We start from the raw sequence: 23,732 nt of genomic DNA, 5'->3' as shown, positions 1-23,732 counted from the left end.
AAGGAGTAAAAAATGGAAAATAAAAATAAAGTTTCAAGACAATATGCCAAACTTTACGAAAATACAATTGAAAAAATTTCGCTTGCCTTGGCTACTCCGCAAGATGTTTTGGAATGATCACGTGGTGAAGTTACCAAAGCTGAAACAATTAATTATAAAACCTTTAAACCTGAACGTGGTGGTCTTTTTGATGAGTTAATTTTTGGTCCACTAGTTGATTATAAGTGTTCAATTTGTGGAAAAAAATATAAAAAATCCAATGAAAATCAGATTTGTGCTGCTACCCGTGAATGTATCGAAAGTAAGTCACAAATCTTACCAAAATTAGCACGTCGTTATTCAATGGGTCACATTGCGCTGAATGCTCCAATTCTTCATTTTTGGTTTTTCAAAATCGATCACAGTATTATTGCCAAACTTCTAGGCCTCAAAGTTCAAGAAACTGAAAAAAGCAAAAATGCTGTTTCTAAAAGTAGTCTTGAACAAATAATTTACTATAAATCTCACATAGTTTTAGAAACAGGTGGACTAAAATCACTTCAAAAACACAAAATTATTGATATTGGTGAAGCTGGTCTAATTTATAAAAACGCTTTAGTTGAAATTCTTGAAAAATATGAACCAGACACTGAAGAATATGAAGCTGTCTCTGAAGCTTTATCAGAATTAACTGAGTTAGCTTCTTCAAAAATAGGTCGTGAATACGGAATTGACTACTATGAACTCAACGAAATTATTGAAGAATATAGTGGTGCAAAAATTTCAACAGGTACTGAAGCTATCGAAGCTCTTTTAGATAAGTTAGATTTACATGAAGAAAGAGCTCGTGTGGAAGCCGAAATTTTAGAAATTCAAAATCAACTTGGACAAAATAAAAAGACTATTATCAAAAATCAAAAACGTGATAAATTATATAAAAGACTTCAAGTTATCAATGCTTTTATTAATTCTAAACAAGATCCAAAATCAATGATTATTCGTAATTTACCTGTCATCCCCGCAGATTTACGTCCACTTGTACAACTAGATGGATCTCGTCATTCTACTAGCGATGTCAACGAATTATATCGTCGAATTATTATTAGAAATAATCGTTTAAAAAAATGATATGAAAGTAATGCTCCAGTTTTAATTATTCAAAATGAGCTTCGTATGCTTCAAGAAGCAATTGATGCACTTATTGATAATCAGAAAAAAACTAATAATCAAGTTACAACTAAAGACAACCGTCCTTTAAAATCAATTTCTGATTCACTAACTGGTAAAAAAGGAAGATTTAGACAAAATCTTTTAGGAAAACGTGTTGATTATTCTGGTCGTTCAGTAATTGTTGTTGGTCCAAAATTAAAAATGTACCAAGCTGGACTACCAAGAAGAATGGCGGCTACCTTATTTGAACCATGAATTATTCGAACCTTAATTCAAGAAGGAAAATCTTCTTCTATCAAGCATGCAAGAAAAATGATTGAAGAACAAAATCCAGTAATTTGACCTTATGTAGCAAAAGTTATTGAAAATAAATCTATTATTTTAAATAGGGCGCCAACACTTCACCGTCTTTCCATTCAAGCTTTTGAACCTATTTTAGTACGTGGAAAAGCAATTCAACTACACCCGCTTGTCACCGCTGGGTTTAACGCCGATTTTGATGGTGACCAAATGGCAGTACACGTTCCTATCTCTCCAGAAGCAGTTCGTGAAACTAAAGAATTAATGTTTGCAAACCGTAATATTTTAGGTCCAAAAGATGGAGAACCTATTGTTAATCCAAGCCAGGACATGATTTTAGGACTCTATTATTTAACCCAGGAAAAAGAAGGTGCTAAAGGTGAAGGTTCATTTTTTGGTTCCTACGACGAGATGATGAAGGCCTATGAGTTTAAATCAGTTGAACTACATGCTAGAGTAGCAATTAGTTTTGATCAAATTAAACCTGGAATAGCCAAACAAAAACGTGGTCATATTATCTCAACAGTTGGTAAATTTATTTTAAACAATATTTTCCCAGAAAATTTCCCTTTCATTTTTGATGACAAAGTTGACGAACTTGAGCTCAATTATGGAGAACAAATTGCTAAATATGTTGTTCCATATGGAACAAACATTGTTGAAAAAATTGCTTCATTACCTTTAAATGAACCATTTTCTAAAAAAATAATTGCTAAAATTGTTCGTCAAATTTTTAATACCTATGATGGTTTAATTTCCAAAGAAGATGTTGCTGATGTAATTAATAAATTAGACTTTGAAAATTATCAAGATTGCATGCTCTCATACGAAAACATCAAGGATTACAAAGGTGTTAAACTTCCAATAACTCACATTTCTAAGTTATCTGAGTTTACAGTTTTTGAATTTGATCAACTTTTTAGAAGACACAAAAAATATTCAAATTCAACTGCTAAAGTTATCGAAGATTACGAAAAAGTCTATCTTTTAGAACGTATTTGGTTTAAATATAACAACATGGTTTCTTCAATTTTAGACCAAATTAAAGATCTTGGATTTTACTATTCTACCATTTCTGGAACCTCAATTGCAATATCAGATATTAAAATTGCACCTAAAAAACACGAATTTATTACCCAAGGTGAAACTTACATCAATCAACTCAATGAATTTTATACCCAAGGTTTGATTACCGATGATGAACGTTATGTCTTAGCTGTTCAAAAATGAACAGAAATTAAAAATGAAATCCAACAAGACCTCAATAATTCTATCAGTCATGACAATCGAAATTCAGTAGTTATGATGATGAAATCAGGAGCACGTGGAAATATTTCTAACTTTGTTCAGCTTGCAGGTATGCGTGGTTTGATGGCCAACAACGTTAAAACTTTAAAAGTCGATGCTGAAAATGAAAGGGTGGTGCGTTCCATCGTTGAGGTACCAGTTAAGTCTTCCTTCCTTGAAGGTCTAACTTCTTTTGAATTCTACTCATCAACTCACGGTGCGCGAAAAGGACTTACCGATACCGCTCTTAATACTGCAAAATCAGGTTATTTGACTCGTCGTTTAGTCGATGTTGCCCAAAATATTGTTGTTACAGAAGAAGACTGTTTTTCTGACTTTGGATTTACAGTAAAAGATATTATTGATACTAAAACAGGGACTATTATTGTGCCTTTAATTGAAAGAATTGAAGGTCGCTTTTTAAACAAAGATATCTATAATTCTAAAGGCCAACGCATCGCAATTGCTGGAAAAATGATTGATTTACAAACAGCTAAAGCAATTATTGATGCTGGTATCAAAGAAGTTGAAATTCGCTCTATTTTATCATGTCATGTGCGCAATAGTGTATGTAAAAAATGTTATGGAAAAGATCTAGCAACTAATAGATTAGTCTCCATTGGTGAAGCAGTTGGAATTATTGCTGCTCAATCAATTGGTGAGCCTGGAACTCAATTAACCATGCGTACTTTCCACACCGGAGGGGTTGCCAACGTTGATGATATTACAGGTGGTTTTACAAGGCTAATTGAATTAATTGACTCTCACGAACATCCTTGAGGTCGACCAGCAAAAATTTCACCTTTTTATGGACGTATTAGTCAAATTCGTGCTTTAAATGACAAAGATACTAATGTTAATAAAGGTTCATTAATTACCATTGAATATATTAATTCTGAAAAAGAAAAAGCAGAACATATTATCCGTGTTGAGCAAAATCAAAAACTTCGTGTTAAAGTAGGAGATAAAGTTATTCCTGGACAAAAACTAGTTGAAGGTCCAATTATTTTAAAAGAGCTTCTTTCAGTTTCTGATGCTCGTACCTTACAAAACTACCTCCTAAAAGAAATTCAAAGAATTTACCGTATGCAAGGGATTACAATTTCTGATAAATATATCGAAATTATTATCCGTCAGATGCTCTCTAAAGTACAAATAATTGAAAACGGTGATTCTAACTTCTTTATTGGATCAATTATTGATATCAGCGAATACCAAGAAGTCAATGGTAAACTGATCTCTGAAGGTAAAAAACCAGCTTTTGGAAACATAATTGTCAAAGGTGCAAAACAAATTCCCCTACTTTCTAACTCATTCTTAGCAGCTGCTAGTTACCAAGAGACTTCCAAAATTTTAGTTCACTCTGTTATTTCTTCACAGGTCGACCGTCTTGAAGGTTTAAAAGAAAACATCATTGTTGGTCACAAAATTCCTGCCGGAACTAACTCCAACTATGAACACAAATCCAAATTTGATATTCGTGATCCATTTAGTTTTTTCGCTAGCAACAAAAACTAAGTATGAATGTTAAAGCAAATTATCAATATTATCAAAATCTAAAATCTAAGTCAGCTTCTGACTTAGATTTCATTATTTTGAAAATATTAGAACTAAAAGTGCAATTTATTTATCTTGTTGGTGATTATGGATCAGGAAAAACTTTTTTTGTCAAACAACTTGGCAAACACTTAAAAATTAAAGACGAAATTACCTCACCATCATTTAATTTTGCCTTTGTCTATAAAGGTTTAGTGCACATTGATCTTGATAATTACAAAGGTGATTTATCAGAATTTGAGGACTACTTTATCGACAATATTGTTGCCATTGAATGAGCCGATAAACTAAATTTTTTTGATCAAAATTCTGTGCTCATAGAGATAAAAATTTGAGATGAATTTACCAGAGATATAAATTTTTATTATAATTAGAATATGAAATTTTTTATAGATACTACAGGCCAAGATTTAGCGCTTGCTATTTTTGATGAAAATTATTTTTTAATTGATTTTTTAGTGGAAACTGTTTTTAATAAAGCAGATTTATTACCAAGTTATGTTAAAAAAATTTTAAACAAAAATAGTTTAAAAATCAATCAAATTCAAGATTTTTATCTCAATTTAGGACCTGGGATGTTTACAGGTTGCCGCGTTGCTCTTGTTTTTACTCGCACAATTGCACAGCTAAACAAAGTAAATATTTACACTACTAATTCCTTTGCATTGTCTTCTTTTTTGAACAAAAATGAAGATATTTACTATATTAGTACATCATCCAAATATGCTTTTCAGGCAAGTGCGAAAAATGGTAAAATAACCTCTAAAATCTCTGAAGTTAATAACCCCTCTTTAAAAGCTAGCAAAATTGATTATTTTTTAATTTTTAATAGTTTTTACTTAGCCTCTTTAATTTTTAAAAAAGAGTTAAACTTCTTAAAAATTAAACCTTTATATATAAAAGAGCCAACAATTGGCTAAATTTGATAGAAAAAATGAAGTTTTTTCATTTTGAAAACTTCATTTTTAGCTTTTTGCAAAAAAAGTAAATATTTTACAATCTGATGGATTACACTTTATACTAAATTTAAAAGATGAGCAATATAGTATTATAGTTGGAAATCCAATTAATTATGTAAATACCACTCAAAACTATAATCCTTTCAATAATGAAAATGAGAAATTCAAAGAAAATCAAGCCTTTATTCTATGAAATAGAGGTGCTTCAGTAAATGTTATTTATGAAAATTCTGAGCAACATGAAGAGTACACAAATAAAACTAATTTGTTTGATTATAAACATATTTCTTATACTCAAGAAAATGCACCAATTCCTTTTTACACAGATCCTAATGTTCGAAAAAATGTTTATTTTCCAAACCAGAACGTTCCTTATGAATTGCATAATGGTTATTTACAAAACAATGATTATATAAATTATTCCACTATTAAATCTAACCCTCAATTTGAGAATAATTTCCAGCGTGCACTTGCTTTTAGTTTTGGTTCTGCAACGATGATTGGAAAAGTAAATAATAATGAAAATGACTGAAAATTCTACTTTATAACCAATAATCACGTTGAAAATGTTTCCAATTTTGCCAAACTTAATGATTCCAAAACAGGTTTACCAAACAGTTATCGAAGATACAGTTATATAGTAAAACCTTCGCTTAATTTTGAAAATAATGTTGATGCTGGATTTAGTTATTGAGGTGGATTATTAAAAGGTCCAAATTCCTCATCAAAACCTAGCGACAAAAAAGAAGATCCAAATTCTGGATTTCTACTTTCACAAATTTGATCAGGATCTAATCAGTTAAGTAGGACAGGGCACCCACACAATGGCCACAATATTGATGCTACTATTTTTGTGGTCGATGTTAAGCCACTTTATGATGAAGCGCTCGCACAAGGAAAATATGAATATGCCAACTGATTAAAATCATGACTAGCGCTTGAAAATATGAAATTTAATTTCAATGGTATGGATTATAATATAAACCACCAATCATTAATCTATGACTTTTCAATTGTTGGTTTTCCTTATGGAAAACAATCCGCATATGTTATTCACCGACCAGGTCTAAGTAATTATAATGTAATGTTAGAACATCAAAATGGCTATGTGCCTACATATTTTGATGCTGGAAATTCAGGAACTGGAATTTTAAGCGCTGATAACAATTACATTTCATTAATTAACTCCGGAACACCTCGCAACAGTTTGCAAGCTTGAAATTATGCAACTCGCGGTTTTAACTATTTTGGTGTTAACTTCAATGGTGAACATCCCTTGGATTTAAAAAATACTAATCATTTGCTGCTCAAATTTTAAGATGGCATCTACTTGCACCAGCTAGTGCAACTTCACCATGATTCTTTAAGCAATTTGAAATTGCAAACAAATAAATTAAAACACTAAAAAGTCTATAAATTTATAGACTTTGCGGAAATTAGAGAGTTAAAAAAATGCAGATGATCTGCATTTTTTTAACATCCAACAATCTATTTATTACTAATAATAAGAATAATACTAAAAACAATAAATACTAAAGCAGTTGAGTCAAATCTGTCGAAAACACCACCATGTTTTTTGATAATTGAAGAAAAATCTTTTATTTGTAAATACCTTTTAACTGCTGAAAATGATAAATCACCTATAATTGCAAAAATAGGTAACAAAATTATAACCAGAGGTCTAAAAATACTATGATTTGTAATATTTTCATCCAGATTAGTTGCAAATAAAACTATAGCAACTAAGACAGCTGAGCTTAGAAAACCAAAAATAAAACCTTCTATAGACTTTGAAGGAGAAACTTTAAATCGACTTTTAAAGAGTTTACCACCAATAGCGATGCCAAAAAGATATGCAAAACCATCTGCAAAAGCTGCTATAAAACCTAGAAAAATAACTCAGACAAAACTATATATATTTATAATTCAAACTAATTTAAAGAATGATGTTATAGTAAAAGTAATAAAAATTATAGCAATTGAGTTGCTAAATCAACGTTTATTATTTTCTTTATTTGTAAAGTATTCTAAAATATTAATTAAAAAAATAGCTGTAAAAATAATTATTAAAGTTAGGTAGTCACGAAATTGATTTTCTATTATTTTAGCTAAAAATGCAATATTTAAAATAGGATTTTTATCATAAAATAAAAATGTATTACCAACAGGCAAAAAAAATAAAAATAAAGGTATTATTGATAATACTATTTTTGCAAATCAACTAAGTGTAAAATGATGTACTATTTCAAAAACGCTATAAATTAAAACAAGAGCAAAAATAGCAAGTGATATTGACCTACCAATTATTTGACCATAATATGTTAAAAAAAAGAGTGGAAAAATTATAAATAAAAGAATCAAGGAAGCAAAAATTCTTCCTTTAATATCTTTTAGTTTTTTTAAATTTAACACATTAGACATAAATTATATATTTAAAAGTAATTTGGATTTTTCTTCAAAAATTTTATCAATTTCTTTTATTTTACTATCAATTGTTTTTTGAATTTGATTTAGGTAGTTTTTCTCTTCATCTTCACTTAAGTCTTCTTTTTTGATAAGTTTGTTGACATCTTGACGAATTAGTCTAATTTTAACTTTAGCTTCTTCTTCATATTTTTTAATGCTTTTAACTAGTTCTTTTCTTTTTTCAGTAGTTAATTCTGGAAAAACAAGACGAATTTGGTTTGCTTCTTTTTGAATTTGTGCTTCAATTTTATGAGCTACTAATGTTGATGTTATTGAATTAATAAGTGAGATATCATAAGGTTTAACTAATAATTGTAGTGCAGAAGGTACAGAAATATTAGCAATTTCGTTAATAGGGGTAGGTGCACCATAGTAGTCTACTCTAATGTGTGAAATAATTTGTGGATTTGCTCTACCAATATTAATTTTGTTGAAATTTTTATCTAAATGATCAAAAACTTCAAGTGATTTTTGATCAACTAAATCAGTGAAAAATTTAATTTCTTTTTTTACTTCCATTTTAAAATACCTTTGTGTGTTTAATTTTTCCTTTAATAACATTTATAATTGAATTTTCTTCTTTAATATCAAAAATTATTAATTCTAATTTATTATCACGAGCCATCGAAAATGCTGTAGAATCCATAACTTTTAAGTCTTTTTCAATTACTTCACTATATGTAATTGTATCATAACGAACTGCATTTGGATTAGTTCGAGGATCGGAGTCAAAAACCCCATTAACACTATTTTTACCAACTAAAATTAAATTTGCACCCATTTCTGAAGCAAATAAAGTAGTTGCGCTGTCAGTGGTAAAATAAGGCCTACCTGTTCCTCCTACAAAAATTATAACATTGTCATTTTCTAAATATTTAACCGCTTTTTCATTAATATAATATTCACAAACACGGGGATCAATATTAATAGAAGATAATACACGGGAGTTAATACCCAGTTCCTTAAAAGCAGATTCTAAAGCTAGTCCGTTCATAATGGTGGCTAACATTCCAATATAATCTGCTTTGTTTCTTTTTATTCCATTTTTTTCGGCTGAAGCACCGCGCCAAAAATTACCTCCACCAATTACTATTAAGATTTTATAGCCTAATTTTTGTACTTCTTTAAGTTGAATTCCAATTTTTCTAACTAATTCATTGTCAATTGAAAGTGATTTGCTCTTATTGGCTAAACTTTCGCCTGATAATTTGATAAGTATTGTATTATTCATAGTAGCCTTTTTATATTTTAATTTTAAAATTTTACTTTATTTTTGTTTAAAAACAATATTTTTCTATGTTAAAAAGTTGTATTTTTCTCTTTTTAGATATTTTTTTATTTTCAGGACTAATTTGTGGTGAAAGGGACAAAAATGAAAACACTATTCCAAAAAATATTTTTATCATTATTTAGCTTGGCAACGATGCCTTTATTTTATAGCCAGTCAAATGTTGTTTTTAAAAATATTAATACAAATTTTGATTTTCAAGATTTGGACAAAAAATTAAATTTTATTAAAAACGAATCAGAAGAGACAAGAAATATAACAATAGGTGTTATTTTTTATAGTCAAAATAAAGAAAAAGATATTGATGTTAAAAATTTAGAAACTATCATCAAACATTATGTTGGTAATCCTAAAATTTATTGAACATATTTCCAAAATGAAGATGAGTGGTTTTCAGGTATACAAAATTTAAAAAATCAAAATGCAGAAGTAATTTTGCATTTGTATGAGACACCTGTTTTTTTAGATCAAGCTAAATTTGAAATTGATAATTTAAATTTTAACTTTGCAAGCTTTTTGGATTATATTAGTTCTCAAACTGGTATTTTGCATTTTTTTAGTGGTGAAAAAAATCCTAAATCAGCAATTTTAACAAGGTTTTCTGTTTTTAGTAAAACAGATGATAAAAAGCGTTTGAAAAACCAAATTTTAAATTCTAGTCTAGCTTTCAACTTGCAAAATAGTGGAATTGTTAGTTCACAATTACTAGTCCCTAAATTAAGATACAAACAAAATAATGATTATAAAGAAGCTGTCATTGGATATTATCCTACTATTGTAGTTGCTTCTATTTTTAGCCAATTATCCTCTAGTTTCGATATTATTACTGATTTAAAACAACATAATTCAATGATTTTAGCCGCACTTTATTTAAGTGCAAAAACTGAAGATAATTTAGATTTTTCATTTAATGGTTTGCACGCTCGTGAAGGCTTTGGAATAGTTAATTTTTATGAATCATTTAGACAATTAAAATCTAATAAGGTAAAAAATTATCATTTTTCTGGTGAATTTCATTTTGAGGATTTTGATTTAAAAGAAGGTCAGGAAATTAATGTTATTCTATTATTTGATAATTTTTCTCAAATAGTAAAAAAAGGGCAAACGCCCTTTCAAAATATTTGAAACTTTATTACTGGATTTCCTTTATTTATAAACAATAAACCAATATCAATTGAAGCTCAAAGTAGTAATTTATGAAATAATTTTGATATTGAGTTAGAAGTATGAAGAGGATCTTGACAAAAAGTAACTACAGCAAATTCTAAGCTAACAAATTTTGATCGTCTACATTTTAAAGCTTTTGAAAATGGAAAATATAGAATAAAAGTGGTATCTCCTAATTTTGATAAAAAGAAAAATAGTACTTTTGTATTAGCAACTCAAATTCAAAATTTTTCTTAGTGACTATGGAAATTTAGTAAAATTAAAGCCGAAACAATACCTATTGCAAACAACAAAATTGCTATATATCACTGTTTAGATGAGCTATTTCTTAGGTGAATAAATTCAGGTACTAATTCGATAACAACTACAAATGATAAAATAGCACCACCGGCAACGTTAAAGAAAGGAATTATTCAACCGACTGAATTTAATCATCTATTGATAAATGCACCAACAACAATAATAGGTATTAAAATAAGTGTTGTAATTAGGTTGTAAATTACTGATTTTTTAACAGTTTGACCATATTGAACTTGTCGATAGTGGATAATAACTACTTCAATTAGCATGTGAGCAACAAAAGTTGCTATTAAAAATCAATTAACAGGTTCACCAGCGGTCACTTTGGAAACTAAAGAACCTAAAATAAAACCATCAATAGTTCTATGAGATAACAATAGTAAAATAGCTAGTCAAGCTGATTTTGGACTATCAATGTCAGAAAAATTGATGATATGATCGGAGTGATCATGTACATTGTGATCTTTGTGAACTTCCTTGCCAAATATTTTAACAAAAAAGTAACGCGCAACAAAAACAGTTACTAGACCTGCTATGGCACCACCACCAATAATTAAGGTTTTTAAGAGGATTTCTTTTTGCAAACCAAAAGGATGGGCAAATTCTTCACTACCTTCAAAACCTTCACCAATGAGACCTACAGTTGCAACAATGAGTAAAATTCCAGCACCTAAAGAATATAAATAAACGTTAGAAGATGGTTTAATTCGAGGTTTAATAAGAGCAATTCCTAAAACTAAAATAACTGGAACAGCTAAAATAATAACTAAAAATGTTAATAGATTAACAAATACTGATAAATAAAAATTATCATTATTTACATAAATTAGAGAAAAGATAATTTTATCCTTCTTTCTACATAAAAATTAAATATTTTTGTATTATAGCACAATTTTTTTATTTGCTTTATTTTTAATAAAAATGGATTTTTGTTTAAAATAAAAACATAACTTTTTGGTTAAATTTTTCCAAAAAGTTATGTTTTTATACAAAATTTTGATAATTTTTATTTAATAATTAATGATTCCTGATCCATATCCTTGTCTTTTTCGAGACCTAAATAGTCTAAAATGGTAGGCCCTATTGCTGATAGAGGACCATCTTTTAATTTTAAGGATTTATCAGTGGTGATCAACATCACTGGAAAAGCGGTGTGTTTGGTAGAAGGATTTCCATTTTCATCTTCAGTTAATTCAGCATTTCCATGGTCTGCTGTGATAAATAAAGTATAATTGTTGTCTTCAACTCACTTTTTAATTCTACCAATTTGGGTATCTAAGATTTCAACAGCTTTGATAGTAGATTTTAAATTGCCAGTGTGCCCTACCATATCAGGATTAGCAAAATTCATAATGACTAAATCATATTTGCCACCATGTTCAATTAATTCATCAGTTATTTTTTCTGCTGACATTTGCGGTGCATCTGCGTAGGATTCTACCTTAAGTGAGGGAACTAAAATCCGATCAGCACCTGGCAGTTGTACATCAATTCCGCCATCCATAAAAAAAGTCACATGGGCATATTTTTGGGTTTCAGCAAGTCGCAATTGCTTTAAGTTGGCATTAGCAACAACTTTTCCTAAGGGAGTTTTGACTTCCATTTCTTCAAAAGCAATATCACAATTTATTCCTTCATACTTCATCATGGAAACAAAAGTGTTGATTTTTATAGGATTTTTGGGTTTAGCATCATAGAGATTGCCACCTAAAATCAAGTGTGAAATTTGCCTTGCTCGATCAGGACGAAAGTTGAAAAAAATGACTGAATTGTCATCAGCTAAAAAATCTTGCTTAGCAATTGATGAGTTGATTGCTGGAATAAAAAACTCATCACTAATATCATCTTGATATTGTGATTTTACATAATCACTTGCATCACGAAATTGTTGATTTGTCAAACCTAATAAAGCATTGTAGCCTTTTTCAACTCTATCAAACATTTTATCACGATCCATTGTATAAAAGCGCCCTGCTATTGAAGCAATTTTATAATTTGGTTTTTGTGCTAATTTAGCTTCTAATTTTACAATTGAATCTAGTATTGATCTTGGGGCTACATCCCGACCATCCCCTAGAACATGGACATTTAATTTTTCAACTCCGTAGCTTGCAGCAAAGTCAATAAGTGCAAAAAGATGATCCTCATGTGAGTGAACACCACCGGGTGATAAAAGTCCAATAATTTGTAAAGGAGTCTTTGTTTTTATAGAGTTTTCGAAGGCTTTTATAAATTTTTTATTACTAAAATAAGTCTTATTTTTAAGCGCTTGGTTGATAATAGAAATACCTGTATAAACTATAAAACCAGCTCCTATATTTAAGTGTCCTACCTCACTGTTACCCATTTGACCTTCAGGTAGACCAACAGCTTGTCCTGATGCCTCAATTAAAGAATTAGGATATTTTGCAAATAATTCATCAAAAACTGGAGTTTTTGCAAGCGCAAAACCATTACCTTGTTTTTCATTGCGAATTCCTAAACCATCAATAATGGTTAAAACAACTGTTTTTTTCATCATATTTCCTTAAACTTACTTAGCGTTTTTGACTGAACGCATAACAGCTCTAATTTGTGACTCAGACGGTTTTCTACCCATTTGCATATACATAGCTCGAACCATTTTTTCATTAATCGGTGGGTTTTCTTTTATTTGTTTTTCAAACATTTTTTTAGAAATAACAAGGGCAATTATTCCCCCTGTGATAAATAAAACTATACCCACTGCAATAACAATTCCGATTCAGCCACCAAGTCCTACACCTCCAGCAGTGTTTAAATTTGTTTGTATTTGCTCATTTACTTCTGCGAATTGTGATATCATTTTTCTCCTTTTATATAATCGTAAATTATAATATATCTATTTTAATTTTTCCTGGATTTTTTTTGTTATACTAAAGTGTTGCTTGACATTTTGATATAAAAAATCATCTCCATAAATTTTAACCTTTTCAATACAAAAATTAATGATTTTTTCCAATTGATTTGAGCCAGCAGGAAATTTAGTTTTTCATTTTTTTTCACGTTTATGAAATTTTAAACTTAACTTATGTTTTGCAATAATAGATGCCGCTCCGGCTTGTTTAATTTTTTCATCAGCTTTTTTTTCAAGCAAAATAGGAAATTTTTTTAAATCCCATTTTCTTACTTTTAATTGTTGATAAATTTTTTCTAGATAGCTAAAAAATTTCTCGCTTGTTACAAAACCATCTATATAAATTTTTTTTACATCAATATCTTTAAAATATTTACTCTTGAGTTTTTTTAGTAGCTTTAGATATAAAATAGTTTTAATTTCATGAGAATTAAATTTCATATTTATTAAATCATTGTACTTATCCATATCTAAGCTGATAACTTCAAAGATAATTTTTTCTTCTAATTGTCTATAAATTTCTTCTATTTTCTTCTCATTTAGTAATTTTGAATCTACTATCGAGTTTAGCAAATTTGTATCTAAATCTTCTTGTTTAAATAGTGCACAACAAACAGTAAGATTGGTAAAATACTCGCCAACACCTACTTCATCACAACCTACAATGTAGTCAGATTTACTAATTTTAATTGTCTCCAACATCATTTTAAGAATTACTTTCTAGATTTAATAAATTGTCTTGAATTTTCTTTAGAATTTCATCTTTATTCACTTTTCAATCAATGTAATTAACAACTAATACTGGATAGTTTTTAGATTTTATAAAATCAATATCATCGCGATAAAGTATATAATTTTTTGGATTTTTATAGCTAAAAGCATCTAAAAAAATTCCATAAACAAATTCTCTTTTGTTAAAAAGCGCTACATCAATTGTTGTATTTCCAATGATATAATTTTTTCTAATTTTTACACTCTTAAAGTTATTTTCTATGTGTTGAACAAAATCTTCAACAAATAAATCAAAAAGCTTGGAATTACCTTTTTCTTCCTCAATTATTAAGTGATCATCATTTTCCAAATGAAAAGGTTTTTTGGCATATCTAGTTTGTTCATATTCGCTTAAATCTAGAAAATCAATTCAGTCTTTAAAAACTTGTAAGTCTTTAGAAATATTGCTTGTGGTGATATCGGAGCTAGAAATTGATTTACAAATAATCATTTTTTTCTTAGCACGTGAGGTAGCAACATTGAGTGCGTTTCTTCCTCCCTTGCGCGCTACATAAGTACTGGTTAATTTAGTTTTAGAATCATAAGCAACAGAAACAATTATTAAGTCAGCTTCTTCTCCTTGAATATTTTCAAGATTATTGACTATTAGCTTATTAGCATAGATCATTTTTTCTAATTCAGGGTAAGAATCAAATATGATTTTTTCAATACTACTTTGTTGGTTAACATTGAAGGCAAGGATGATAATTTTTTCATATTTATCCTTGTTTTCCATAGCTATTTTGACTACTTCTTGTGATTCTTCCACATTTGATTGTCCGTTTCAAATACCACCTACATTGATAACTTCAATAGAATTTTTTCCACTTGATTTAAAAGAATTAGCCACCTTTAAATCGCAATTATAAAAGTGTTTAGAATTAAAAGTCATTAGCGCTGCATGCTCTGAACGATAATTCTTATCTAGTAAAATGCTAAAAACACCTTTTGTTTGAGCATATTCTAAAATAGATTCGATATTGTTAAAAGCATCATTTTCATTATCTTGTGAAAGTTTGCTAGTAAATCAACGCATTGGTTGCATTTGTTGGTGATCACCTACTAAAATTTTAGTTTTACCTAAGTAAATTAAAGGTAGTGCTTCTTCTAAAAACATTTGTGAAGCTTCATCGATAATTACGTAGTCAAAATCTTTTTTTTCAAACATTGGCAACTCAGTTTCTGGAACTGTAACAATAATTGGAAATAAAATTTTAATAATTTCGCTATGTTTGAGAAGGAATTTGTGAGGTGATATTTTGTCTTTTTGAGTTACACTAATTCGAAATTTGTCATATAGTTTTTTAAACTCAGGATTTAGATTGATTTGGTTGAGTAGATCAACAATTTTTTTAGCTTGATATATAAACAAATCATTATCACTATTTACTTCTTGTAGTTCAGGAAGTTTAAATTTTAAAAAACGATCTATATACTCTAAATTATTTAAATTGAGGTTAACTATTTTCTTATAAATGTTTTCTAAGTTGTCATCATAGTTACTTAAATTATCCAAAATGAGTTTAATATCTGCATCAAATTCTTTTAAAAAATGTGTATATGTTTTACCAAAAAAAGACATTTTTTTGTTCAATAATTGTTCATATATGTATATTTTTAAGCTTCTTGCATCCTTTGGTGCTTGTTTTGGATTAATCTTAATTTTCTTATTAATTTCAAAAATATTTTTGGCAATTTCATAAGCATAAAATTTATTTGCATGTTTTATTATATTATAGGCTTCAATACTGTTGTTGAGTTTGCTACTTTCAACCAAAATTGCTTTTAATAATTTTAAATATGTTTTGTCATATTTAGTAAAAATATCGATATTATTTATTTCAGTATTGTATTTAAAATTTTCAATAATTTCTATATATTCTTTAATAGGTCTATAAAAATTTTCATAGTTATTTTCGGTTTTTTCATTTAAAATAAAAAGGCAAAAATAAGCCATCTTTTTTAAACGTTTTTTCAAAACAGATAGTGCAGCCTGTTTTTGTGAAGTTACAAGTGCGGTTTTGTTGAGAATAATAATATTGGCAATAATATTTGAAATAACTTGAGATTTTCCAGTTCCTGGCGGACCTCATATTATTGTATTTTGTAAAATAGAGGATATATGTGCATAATCTTGAATAAAGTTAGTTTTTTGAATTTTAAAAAAACCAGTAAACTTATCGGAAAATATAGCATTATCAACATTTTCTTTGTAAAAATTTTTATCAATATTTACTTCAATTTGGTCTTCAATTTCTCCATTTTTTATCATTGTTTCTAGTATTTTTCTTTGATAATCCCCACTAACATTAAAAAAACCGAGAATAACTCCAGGATGAAAAATAATTTTATCGTCAAAAGTTATGTTTTGAGTAACTTTACCATCTAAATCTACTAATTCAAAATGTGTTGATCATAGTCTTTTAATTGTTTCAAATAGTTTATCAATAGAAAATTGACTAAAATCAAAATCAGATTCAAAATCAAAGTCTAATTTCTTTAAAAAAGTATGTAGCTTATGATTAAATTTAATAGGTCCATCTGATATTAAAGTTGGTCCTTGAAAACCTATACTAACATTGCATTCTTTAACAAATAAAGGAGCAAAAATTTTCTTTTCTTCAATAGTTAAAGAAATGTATAAAAAACCCAGATGAACAGGTCATATATTTCGATCTCTGTTGATATCTTGAGCTCTTTTTGCGAATTTTTTTCATTTACCAATACTAGTTTGCTTGCTATGTTTAAATTTATTAATAAGTGTTGCTATTCCATCTTTTACGTTGTTTTTTAGTTGTTTTTGAACAGTTAGTGATAATTCAAATCCTTTTTCTTTTGCTAAAGCTTTCACTTCTTCTGAGGTTTCAAGCGATTCTAATTCACGAATAATTTCATCAACTTCTTGGTTTACTAAAGGAACACTTATAGCATTGTTACTTAGTATTTTTTTGAAATTAGCAGGTGTCAAAACTGTTGATAAATCGAAGTAAAAAGTATTGTTGATAGTTGTAAAAAGGGCAGAATCTGATTTTTGAATATCAATTAAATTAACTAGTAATCTTTCATAGCTCGAGTTAACTTCTTTATTAATACTATTTGAAAACTCAATATCTGTTTTAGTCATTGTTCCTCTTTATTTTATATGATTGTTTATAGCTTCTTTTAAAGTTAGTGAAATAATTTTTGAAGTATCGCCAACAATTAAATTGATTTTTTCTTCACCAGCAACTACTCCTGAGACTCCTTTTAGATTTTTGAGCCCTTCTAAATCAACATCTTTTAAATTGGCTACTTCAATTTTGACTCTTGAAATAGTAAAGCTTGTATTTTTGATATTTTTATTTCCACCTAATAATTTAATAAGTTGTTCAATTTTAAAGGGTATTTGCTCATTGTAAACAATTTCTTCGTTATTTTTGTTGTATTTTTTGTCAATAATTTTTGCATATTTACCAAAAGTTATAATTTGCAAAAGTTTATAAATAAATCTTGAAAATATTCTCATAATCCAATCTTTAAATTATACTTTTTTTATATTGTTTGTGGTAAAATTTTGTTCATGAAATATAGATTAGTTAGTGGAATCACTGCAACCGGAAACCTAACTTTAGGTAATTATTTAGGTTCAATTAAGCCAAGCTTATCAGTCCAAGACAATTATGATTCCTTCATTTTTGTTGCAGATTTGCATGCTTTAACTATAGAAATTGATCCAAAAGAGTTACGTGAAAATCGCAAAAACATTATGGCTTTTTATTTAGCTTGTGGAATTAATCCACAGAAATCAACAATTTTTTTTCAATCAGATGTTAGTGAACATTCCGAATTGTACTGACTACTTCAATCTAGAACAACCATTGGTGAATTATCAAGAATGACGCAATTTAAAGACAAAAGCAAAATTCAAGAAGGTAATAAAACAGAAAAAGTACCAACAGGATTACTAGTTTATCCAGTATTAATGGCAGCAGATATTTTACTTTATAATCCAAGATATGTCACGGTTGGAGCAGATCAATTACAGCATTTAGAGCTAACTAGAAATATTGCTGTTCGCTTTAATAATAAATATAATGCTGACTTTATTTTACCTGAACCAATAGTTTCTAAAGTGGCAACTAAGATAATGTCATTGACAGAACCAACAAAAAAAATGTCTAAATCAACCAACCAACCCAATTCAGCAATATTTTTGTTAGATGACCCTCAGGTAGCTTACAAAAAAATTCAAAAAGCAGTAACTGATTCAGAAAATAAAGTTTATTTTGATCAAGCTAACAAACCAGGAATAAGTAATTTAATAAGTATATATGCTGGATTAACTGAAAAAACAATAGATGAAATTGTCTTTGAATTTGAAGGTAAAAATTATGGAGAATTCAAAGAAGCTGTTGGTAAAGTTGTTTCTGAATTTCTAAAAGACTTGCAAGAAAAATTTTATAAAAACCTTCTTACTGTTGATCAAGTCGCAAAGTCTGGAGCTGAAAAAGCTCGCAAAATTGCATCAATTAATTTAAAAAATCTCAAGGATAAAATAGGAGTATAATGGATTTTGATAATTTTGATAAGTCACTCAATCACTCGACTTCTCATCTCTTAGCACTTGCAATAAAAACTTTATACCCTGATGTTAAATTAGGTTTTGGACCTTCTACAAAAGAAGGTTTCTATTATGATTTTGAATTTTCAACACCAATTTCTAATTTGGATTTGCCAAAAATAGAAAAATTAATGAAAAAATTAGTATCATCAAATTTACAAATTTTGCAAACTGATGGTAAAAACATTGATTTTTCAACACAAATTTATAAAAAAGAATTACTAGAAGAGTTTGAATCTCAAAATAAAAATATTACATTTTATAGCATAGTAGATGCTAAAAATAATATATTATTTGAAGATTTATGTGTTGGTGGCCATGTTGGTGAAATCAAAAATATTAAACATTTTAAGTTGTTAAATATAGCCGGTGCATATTGAAGAGGTGACTCTAAAAATATACAGTTAACAAGAATTTATGGCACAAGTTGACATACTCAAGAAGAGTTGAATAGCTTTTTAGCACTGCTTGAAGAAAGAAAAGAGCGCGACCATCGTAAAATTGGTAAAGAATTAAAAATTTTTACTTTTACTAAGTGATTTGGTTTAGGTTTTCCTGTTTGACTTGAAAATGGGATGAAAATTCACAATAAAATTAAAGACAAAATTCTTGCTTTCGATAAAAGATATGGCTTTCGTGAAGTTTTAACTCCTCACTTTGGAGAAAAGCATTTATATGAAACATCTGGTCATTTAGCACATTACAGAGATGATATGTTTGAACCTATTAAAGCTGAATCTGACTATCTCATTCCAAGACCGATGACTTGTCCTCATCATATTGTCTTGTTTGATAAAGCACAATGTAGTTATCGTCAATTACCTTATAGGATTTCAGAACAATCTAGATTGTATCGTTTTGAAAAATCAGGAGCACTGACTGGTCTTGAAAGAGTAAGATCTATGGACTTGACAGAGGGTCATATTTTTGTAAGTAGAAAACAAATTTTTGATGAATGTAAACACTTATTTACTATGATTGAGGAAGTTTTAGACTTTTTTGAAATCAAAATTGATTATATTTCTTTTTCAAGAAGAGATCCTGAGGATAAAAGCAAATTTTATGATGATGAACAAATGTGAAATGATGCTGAAAATGATTTGAAAAAATTTTTAGATAGTCACAATGTCAAATATGTTGAAAAAATTGGTGAAGCTGCTTTTTATGGACCAAAAATTGATTTTCAAATCAAAACTGCCTTAAACAAAGAAATCACTATCTCTACTTTACAATTAGATTTTTTATTGCCTAAAAAATTTAATATTTACTTTAATAATGAAAATAATGAAAAAGAAACACCAGTTTTAATTCATCGTGGATTAATTGGAACTTATGAAAGATTTATTTCGATTTTGCTTGAACAAACTAAGGGTGTTTTACCTTTTTGGCTATCTCCTAAACAAGTTAGTGTTATACCTATATTACCAAAACATGATGATTATGCTGAATTTGTTCGCTCAGAATTAGCAAAAAACAATTTTGAGGTTGAGGTAGACACAAGAGACGAAAGAATTACTAAGAAAATTCGTGAAGCACAGATTCAAAAAGTTAAATATCAACTAATCATTGGTGATTCTGAAGTTGAAAATCAAAAAATTACTTATCGAGAGTATGGAAAACAAGAATCAACCACCACTAGTTTAGATGAATTTATTAAATTATTAAATTCACAAAATGTATAAAAAAATATCCAAACTTCCTGATTTTGTGTTTGCGATATTGACATATTTTTTACCTATTTTTCTTCTTTTTTTGTTCTTTTCCCCAGATTTTTACAAACGTGAAGTTATTTCTTTTGGCTATTTAGCACTAATTTCAATTTTATATTTATTTCTAAGTTTTTCAATTTCTTTATTGTGAACAAAATTAAGAGTTGTTGGTTTTGGTTTTATTTTTTATTATACTATTATTTCAATAGCACTAATTTTTATTTTACTCACTTACAATTTAACCAATTCAACATTGCTTATTGCTCTGCGCACTATTATTGTATTTATAATTATTTTATTAATAATACCAGCTTTAATAATCAAACAAAAAATTGAAAATAGAATTCGTAAAAAAATTATAAAAGTAGTTAACAAGAAAAAATAAAAACCAATAATTTTATTTTACTAATATTAAAAAAAGTGTATAAATTTATACACTTTTTTTAATATTTAATCCTTTGTATTTAACATCATAGATAAATACAAACCAGTATATGAATTTGGGTTTTTTGCAACAGCTTCAGGTGTTCCTTTTGCAACAATTTGACCACCTCCGGAGCCCCCATTTGGTCCCAAATCGATAATATAATCAGCCACTTTGATGACATCTAAATTATGTTCAATAACTACTACAGTGTCACCATTGTCGACAATGCGATTTAGTACTTGGATTAAATTAGCAACATCATATGAGTGTAGTCCTGTGGTTGGCTCATCAAGGACAAACATTGATTTTCCAGTTGCCTTTTTTTGCAAATATGTTGCTAGTTTGATACGTTGAGCTTCACCACCTGAAAGTGTGGTAGCGGATTGTCCCAAACTAATATAATTAAGACCAACATCCATTAGCGCTTGTAATTTATCTTTGATTTTAGCTCGTGTTGCAAAAAAACTATAAGCTTCTTCTACTGACATTTCTAATACATCAGCAATCGATTTTCCTTTGTATTTAACTTCAAGAACATCAGGTAAATAACGTTTGCCACCACAGTGATCACATAAGACGTAGATGTCAGGCATAAAGTACATTTCAATTTTTATTTGCCCATCGCCTTGACATTTGTCACAGCGTCCATAAGGTAGATTAAATGAAAATTTCCCCTTGTTAAAACCCATGGTTCTTGCTTGTTCTGTCGAAGCAAAAACATCTCTGATGTCATCAAAAACAGAAGTATAAGTTGCCGGATTGGAACGCGGTGTGCGCCCAATCGGCGCCTGTGATATAGCTACCAATTTATCAAGATTATAAATTCCTTTGATAGCTTTATGCGCGCCCACGCGTGATTGTGAACCATGGATTTCTTTAGTAATACCTTTGACTAAAATTTCATTAATGAGACTAGATTTTCCAGATCCAGAGACGCCAGTGATGACCACTAGTTTTCCTAAAGGAATTTCAACATCGATATTTTTTAAATTGTTTTCAGTCGCACCTTCAATAATGATAAACTGTTTTTTCCCAGCACGTCTTATTTTGGGAATTTCAATTTCTCTTTTGCCACTTAAAAATTGACCGGTGAGTGAATCTGGATTATTTTTGATATCATTTATAGTACCTTGGGCAACTAAATAACCTCCTTGTTGACCAGCAAGTGGACCGATGTCGAAGATATAATCAGCAGCTAAAATAGTTTCCTCGTCGTGTTCTACCACGATTAAGGTATTACCAATTTCTACCATCTGTTTCAAAGAATCAATGAGTTTTTGGTTATCTTTTTGATGTAAACCTATCGAAGGTTCATCTAGCACATATAAAATTCCTGTCAGTTTAGAGCCTATTTGGCTTGCCAGACGAATTCTTTGTGATTCACCACCTGAAAGAGTTGCTGCAGTTCTGTTTAAACTTAAATATTCTAGTCCAACATTGTTTAAAAAGGAAAGCCGCACCTTAATTTCATCAAGTATTGACTTTGATACTTGATTTTCAAACTCATTTAGTTTGAGATTAGCAAAAAATTCAATTGCTTCACTAATTGCTAAATTCCCTACTTCGAAGATATTTAAGCCGTTAATTAAAACAGATAAGGCATAATTATTGAGTCGTGAACCGTGGCAATGATTACAAGGAAATTCAGACATAAACCTTTTAAATCAACTTCGGAGATCTTCGCTTGAGGTTTCTAGATATTTTCTTTCAATTTTGTTTAAAATTCCTTCAATTCTGCGGTCATATTTGTACTCTTTACCACTTTCAGAGATGATGTTGTAAGCAATTTCGACATCAGAGCCATATTTAATTATCTTAAGTTGTCTTCCTGTCAAATCAGTAATTGGGATTTGCTTGTCAATATTATAATAGTTTAAAAGTACTTCAAATTCTTGCCATTCCATTGATTTGGTATTGACTGATTTGCCAAAATATTTAATCCCACCTTGTTCAATTGAGAGAAAATTTTCAGGCGCTACTAAGTCAAAATCAGCTTCTAAATTTGTTCCCAAACCTTTACAAACAGAACACATACCATATGGAGAATTGAAGGAAAATAAACGATTTTCGATATTTGGCATATTAAAATCACATTGATCACAAGCTTGCAATTTTGAAAATCTGATATCCTGGTTTTTGTTATAATCATGCACAATTGCAATACCATTTCCATATTCAAAGGCAACATTGATTGAATCAATTATTCTTTGTCGATTAGATTCATTGATAGCAAATCTATCAACAACAATGTCAATATTGTGTTTCTTGTTTTTGTCCAACTTGATTTCATCACTACCTAATTTATAAATTTCGTTATCAATTCGAAGTCTTAAAAAACCTTCGCGTTCAATTTTTTGCAGCAAATTTTCATGTGAACCTTTTTTATTTGATATCACAGGTGCCAAAAACATAACTAAGTTGTCTTCTGGTAAACTAAAAATATTTTCCAGAATGTGGTTCATCTTTTGAACACTAATTTCTTTTTTGTGGTTTGGACAAAAAGGTCTACCTATTTTTGAAAACAATAATCTTAAATAATCATAAATTTCAGTAATGGTTCCCACAGTTGATCTAGGATTGTTCTGTGTTGTTTTTTGTTCAATAGAGACCGCTGGTGATAGACCATGAATAGACTCAACATTAGGTTTTTTTGTACCACCTAAGAATTGTCTAGCATATGAACTAAGCGAATCAATGTATCTTCTTTTTCCTTCTTCATAAATAGTTGCAAAGGCTAAAGAAGATTTTCCAGAACCAGAAACGCCAGTAAAAACTACTAATTTATTTTTAGGAATAACAATATCAATATCTTTTAAATTGTTCTCTTTTGCACCTTTAATATAAATAAAATTATGAGTATCTTTGTGGTCAGACATT

At 28.9% G+C, this 23,732-nt stretch carries 18 protein-coding genes; 8 read left to right on the top strand and 10 right to left on the bottom strand.

What is annotated here, in order from left to right; genetic code table 4:
- Nucleotides 1–12: 12 nt before the first annotated feature.
- From rpoC to MCJ_RS03235, 4 genes are all read left to right on the top strand, one after another.
- Nucleotides 13–4,254 (top strand): DNA-directed RNA polymerase subunit beta', encoded by a 4,242-nt coding sequence (rpoC, locus tag MCJ_RS03250; protein ID WP_012751870.1) that lies wholly within the window; start codon nt 13–15, stop codon nt 4,252–4,254.
- Between the two features lie 2 nt (nt 4,255–4,256).
- Nucleotides 4,257–4,667, top strand: coding sequence for a tRNA (adenosine(37)-N6)-threonylcarbamoyltransferase complex ATPase subunit type 1 TsaE (gene tsaE / locus MCJ_RS03245; RefSeq protein WP_012751869.1), 411 nt, complete (start codon nt 4,257–4,259; stop codon nt 4,665–4,667).
- Between the two features lie 3 nt (nt 4,668–4,670).
- Complete coding sequence (locus MCJ_RS03240; RefSeq protein ID WP_012751868.1) at nt 4,671–5,213, top strand: hypothetical protein; 543 nt, start codon at nt 4,671–4,673, stop codon at nt 5,211–5,213.
- 304 nt (nt 5,214–5,517) lie between these two features.
- Nucleotides 5,518–6,570 carry a hypothetical protein gene (locus tag MCJ_RS03235; RefSeq protein WP_012751867.1) on the top strand — a complete coding sequence of 351 codons (1,053 nt, stop codon included), beginning with the start codon at nt 5,518–5,520 and terminating at the stop codon, nt 6,568–6,570.
- A gap of 170 nt (nt 6,571–6,740) precedes the next feature.
- Here MCJ_RS03235 and MCJ_RS03230 read toward each other — a convergent pair whose 3' ends face one another.
- From MCJ_RS03230 to pyrH, 3 genes are read right to left on the bottom strand one after another with little or no spacing between them, the layout of a single operon-like run.
- Nucleotides 6,741–7,673 (bottom strand): phosphatidate cytidylyltransferase, encoded by a 933-nt coding sequence (locus MCJ_RS03230; protein WP_050731559.1) that lies wholly within the window; start codon nt 7,671–7,673, stop codon nt 6,741–6,743.
- Nucleotides 7,674–7,676: 3 nt separating this feature from the next.
- Nucleotides 7,677–8,237 (bottom strand): ribosome-recycling factor, encoded by a 561-nt coding sequence (locus tag MCJ_RS03225; protein WP_012751865.1) that lies wholly within the window; start codon nt 8,235–8,237, stop codon nt 7,677–7,679.
- Between the two features lies 1 nt (nt 8,238).
- Nucleotides 8,239–8,949, bottom strand: coding sequence for a UMP kinase (gene pyrH / locus MCJ_RS03220; protein ID WP_012751864.1), 711 nt, complete (start codon nt 8,947–8,949; stop codon nt 8,239–8,241).
- A 141-nt stretch (nt 8,950–9,090) separates the two neighbouring features.
- Here pyrH and MCJ_RS03215 point away from each other — a divergent pair, with 141 nt between their 5' ends.
- Entirely contained in the window at nt 9,091–10,410 is a 1,320-nt protein-coding gene (locus tag MCJ_RS03215; RefSeq protein ID WP_041594558.1) for a hypothetical protein, read from the top strand.
- Here the strand turns inward: MCJ_RS03215 and MCJ_RS03210 are convergent.
- From MCJ_RS03210 to MCJ_RS03185, 6 genes are all read right to left on the bottom strand, one after another.
- Entirely contained in the window at nt 10,407–11,126 is a 720-nt protein-coding gene (locus MCJ_RS03210; protein WP_041594557.1) for a hypothetical protein, read from the bottom strand. The genes MCJ_RS03215 and MCJ_RS03210 overlap by 4 nt on opposite strands.
- Nucleotides 11,127–11,479: 353 nt before the next feature.
- Nucleotides 11,480–12,991, bottom strand: a complete 1,512-nt coding sequence (gene gpmI, locus MCJ_RS03205; protein ID WP_041594556.1) for a 2,3-bisphosphoglycerate-independent phosphoglycerate mutase — start codon at nt 12,989–12,991, stop codon at nt 11,480–11,482.
- A gap of 15 nt (nt 12,992–13,006) precedes the next feature.
- Nucleotides 13,007–13,297, bottom strand: coding sequence for a YneF family protein (locus MCJ_RS03200; RefSeq protein ID WP_012751859.1), 291 nt, complete (start codon nt 13,295–13,297; stop codon nt 13,007–13,009).
- Between the two features lie 36 nt (nt 13,298–13,333).
- A complete protein-coding gene (locus MCJ_RS03195; RefSeq protein ID WP_012751858.1) occupies nt 13,334–14,053 on the bottom strand; it encodes a ribonuclease HIII in 720 nt (239 codons plus the stop codon).
- 1 nt (nt 14,054) lies between these two features.
- Nucleotides 14,055–17,243, bottom strand: a complete 3,189-nt coding sequence (locus tag MCJ_RS03190; protein ID WP_012751857.1) for a DEAD/DEAH box helicase — start codon at nt 17,241–17,243, stop codon at nt 14,055–14,057.
- A gap of 9 nt (nt 17,244–17,252) precedes the next feature.
- Entirely contained in the window at nt 17,253–17,624 is a 372-nt protein-coding gene (locus MCJ_RS03185; protein WP_012751856.1) for a PTS glucose transporter subunit II, read from the bottom strand.
- Nucleotides 17,625–17,678: 54 nt separating this feature from the next.
- On the opposite strand from MCJ_RS03185, the gene trpS reads away from it, so the two are divergent.
- Genes trpS through MCJ_RS03170 form a run of 3 tightly spaced genes read left to right on the top strand, consistent with a single transcriptional unit; the run spans nt 17,679 to nt 20,813 of the window.
- Nucleotides 17,679–18,665, top strand: a complete 987-nt coding sequence (gene trpS, locus MCJ_RS03180; RefSeq protein WP_012751855.1) for a tryptophan--tRNA ligase — start codon at nt 17,679–17,681, stop codon at nt 18,663–18,665.
- Entirely contained in the window at nt 18,665–20,401 is a 1,737-nt protein-coding gene (gene thrS, locus MCJ_RS03175) for a threonine--tRNA ligase (RefSeq protein ID WP_012751854.1), read from the top strand. Before trpS ends, thrS begins: the two co-directional genes overlap by 1 nt.
- On the top strand, nt 20,394–20,813 hold the full coding sequence (locus tag MCJ_RS03170) for an MAG3450 family membrane protein (RefSeq protein WP_041594555.1): 420 nt from the start codon (nt 20,394–20,396) through the stop codon (nt 20,811–20,813). The genes thrS and MCJ_RS03170 overlap by 8 nt, the downstream gene beginning before the upstream one ends.
- Nucleotides 20,814–20,878: 65 nt before the next feature.
- Here MCJ_RS03170 and uvrA read toward each other — a convergent pair whose 3' ends face one another.
- A complete protein-coding gene (gene uvrA / locus MCJ_RS03165) occupies nt 20,879–23,731 on the bottom strand; it encodes an excinuclease ABC subunit UvrA (RefSeq protein WP_012751852.1) in 2,853 nt (950 codons plus the stop codon).
- Nucleotide 23,732: the final 1 nt, after the last annotated feature.

The sequence above is a fragment of the Mesomycoplasma conjunctivae genome (assembly GCF_000026765.1).
In the GTDB taxonomy this organism is placed as follows: Bacteria; Bacillota_I; Bacilli_A; order Mycoplasmatales; family Metamycoplasmataceae; genus Mesomycoplasma; species Mesomycoplasma conjunctivae.
Note: the sequence above shows the minus strand (reverse complement) of the source record. Positions and strands in the feature narration are given on the sequence as shown.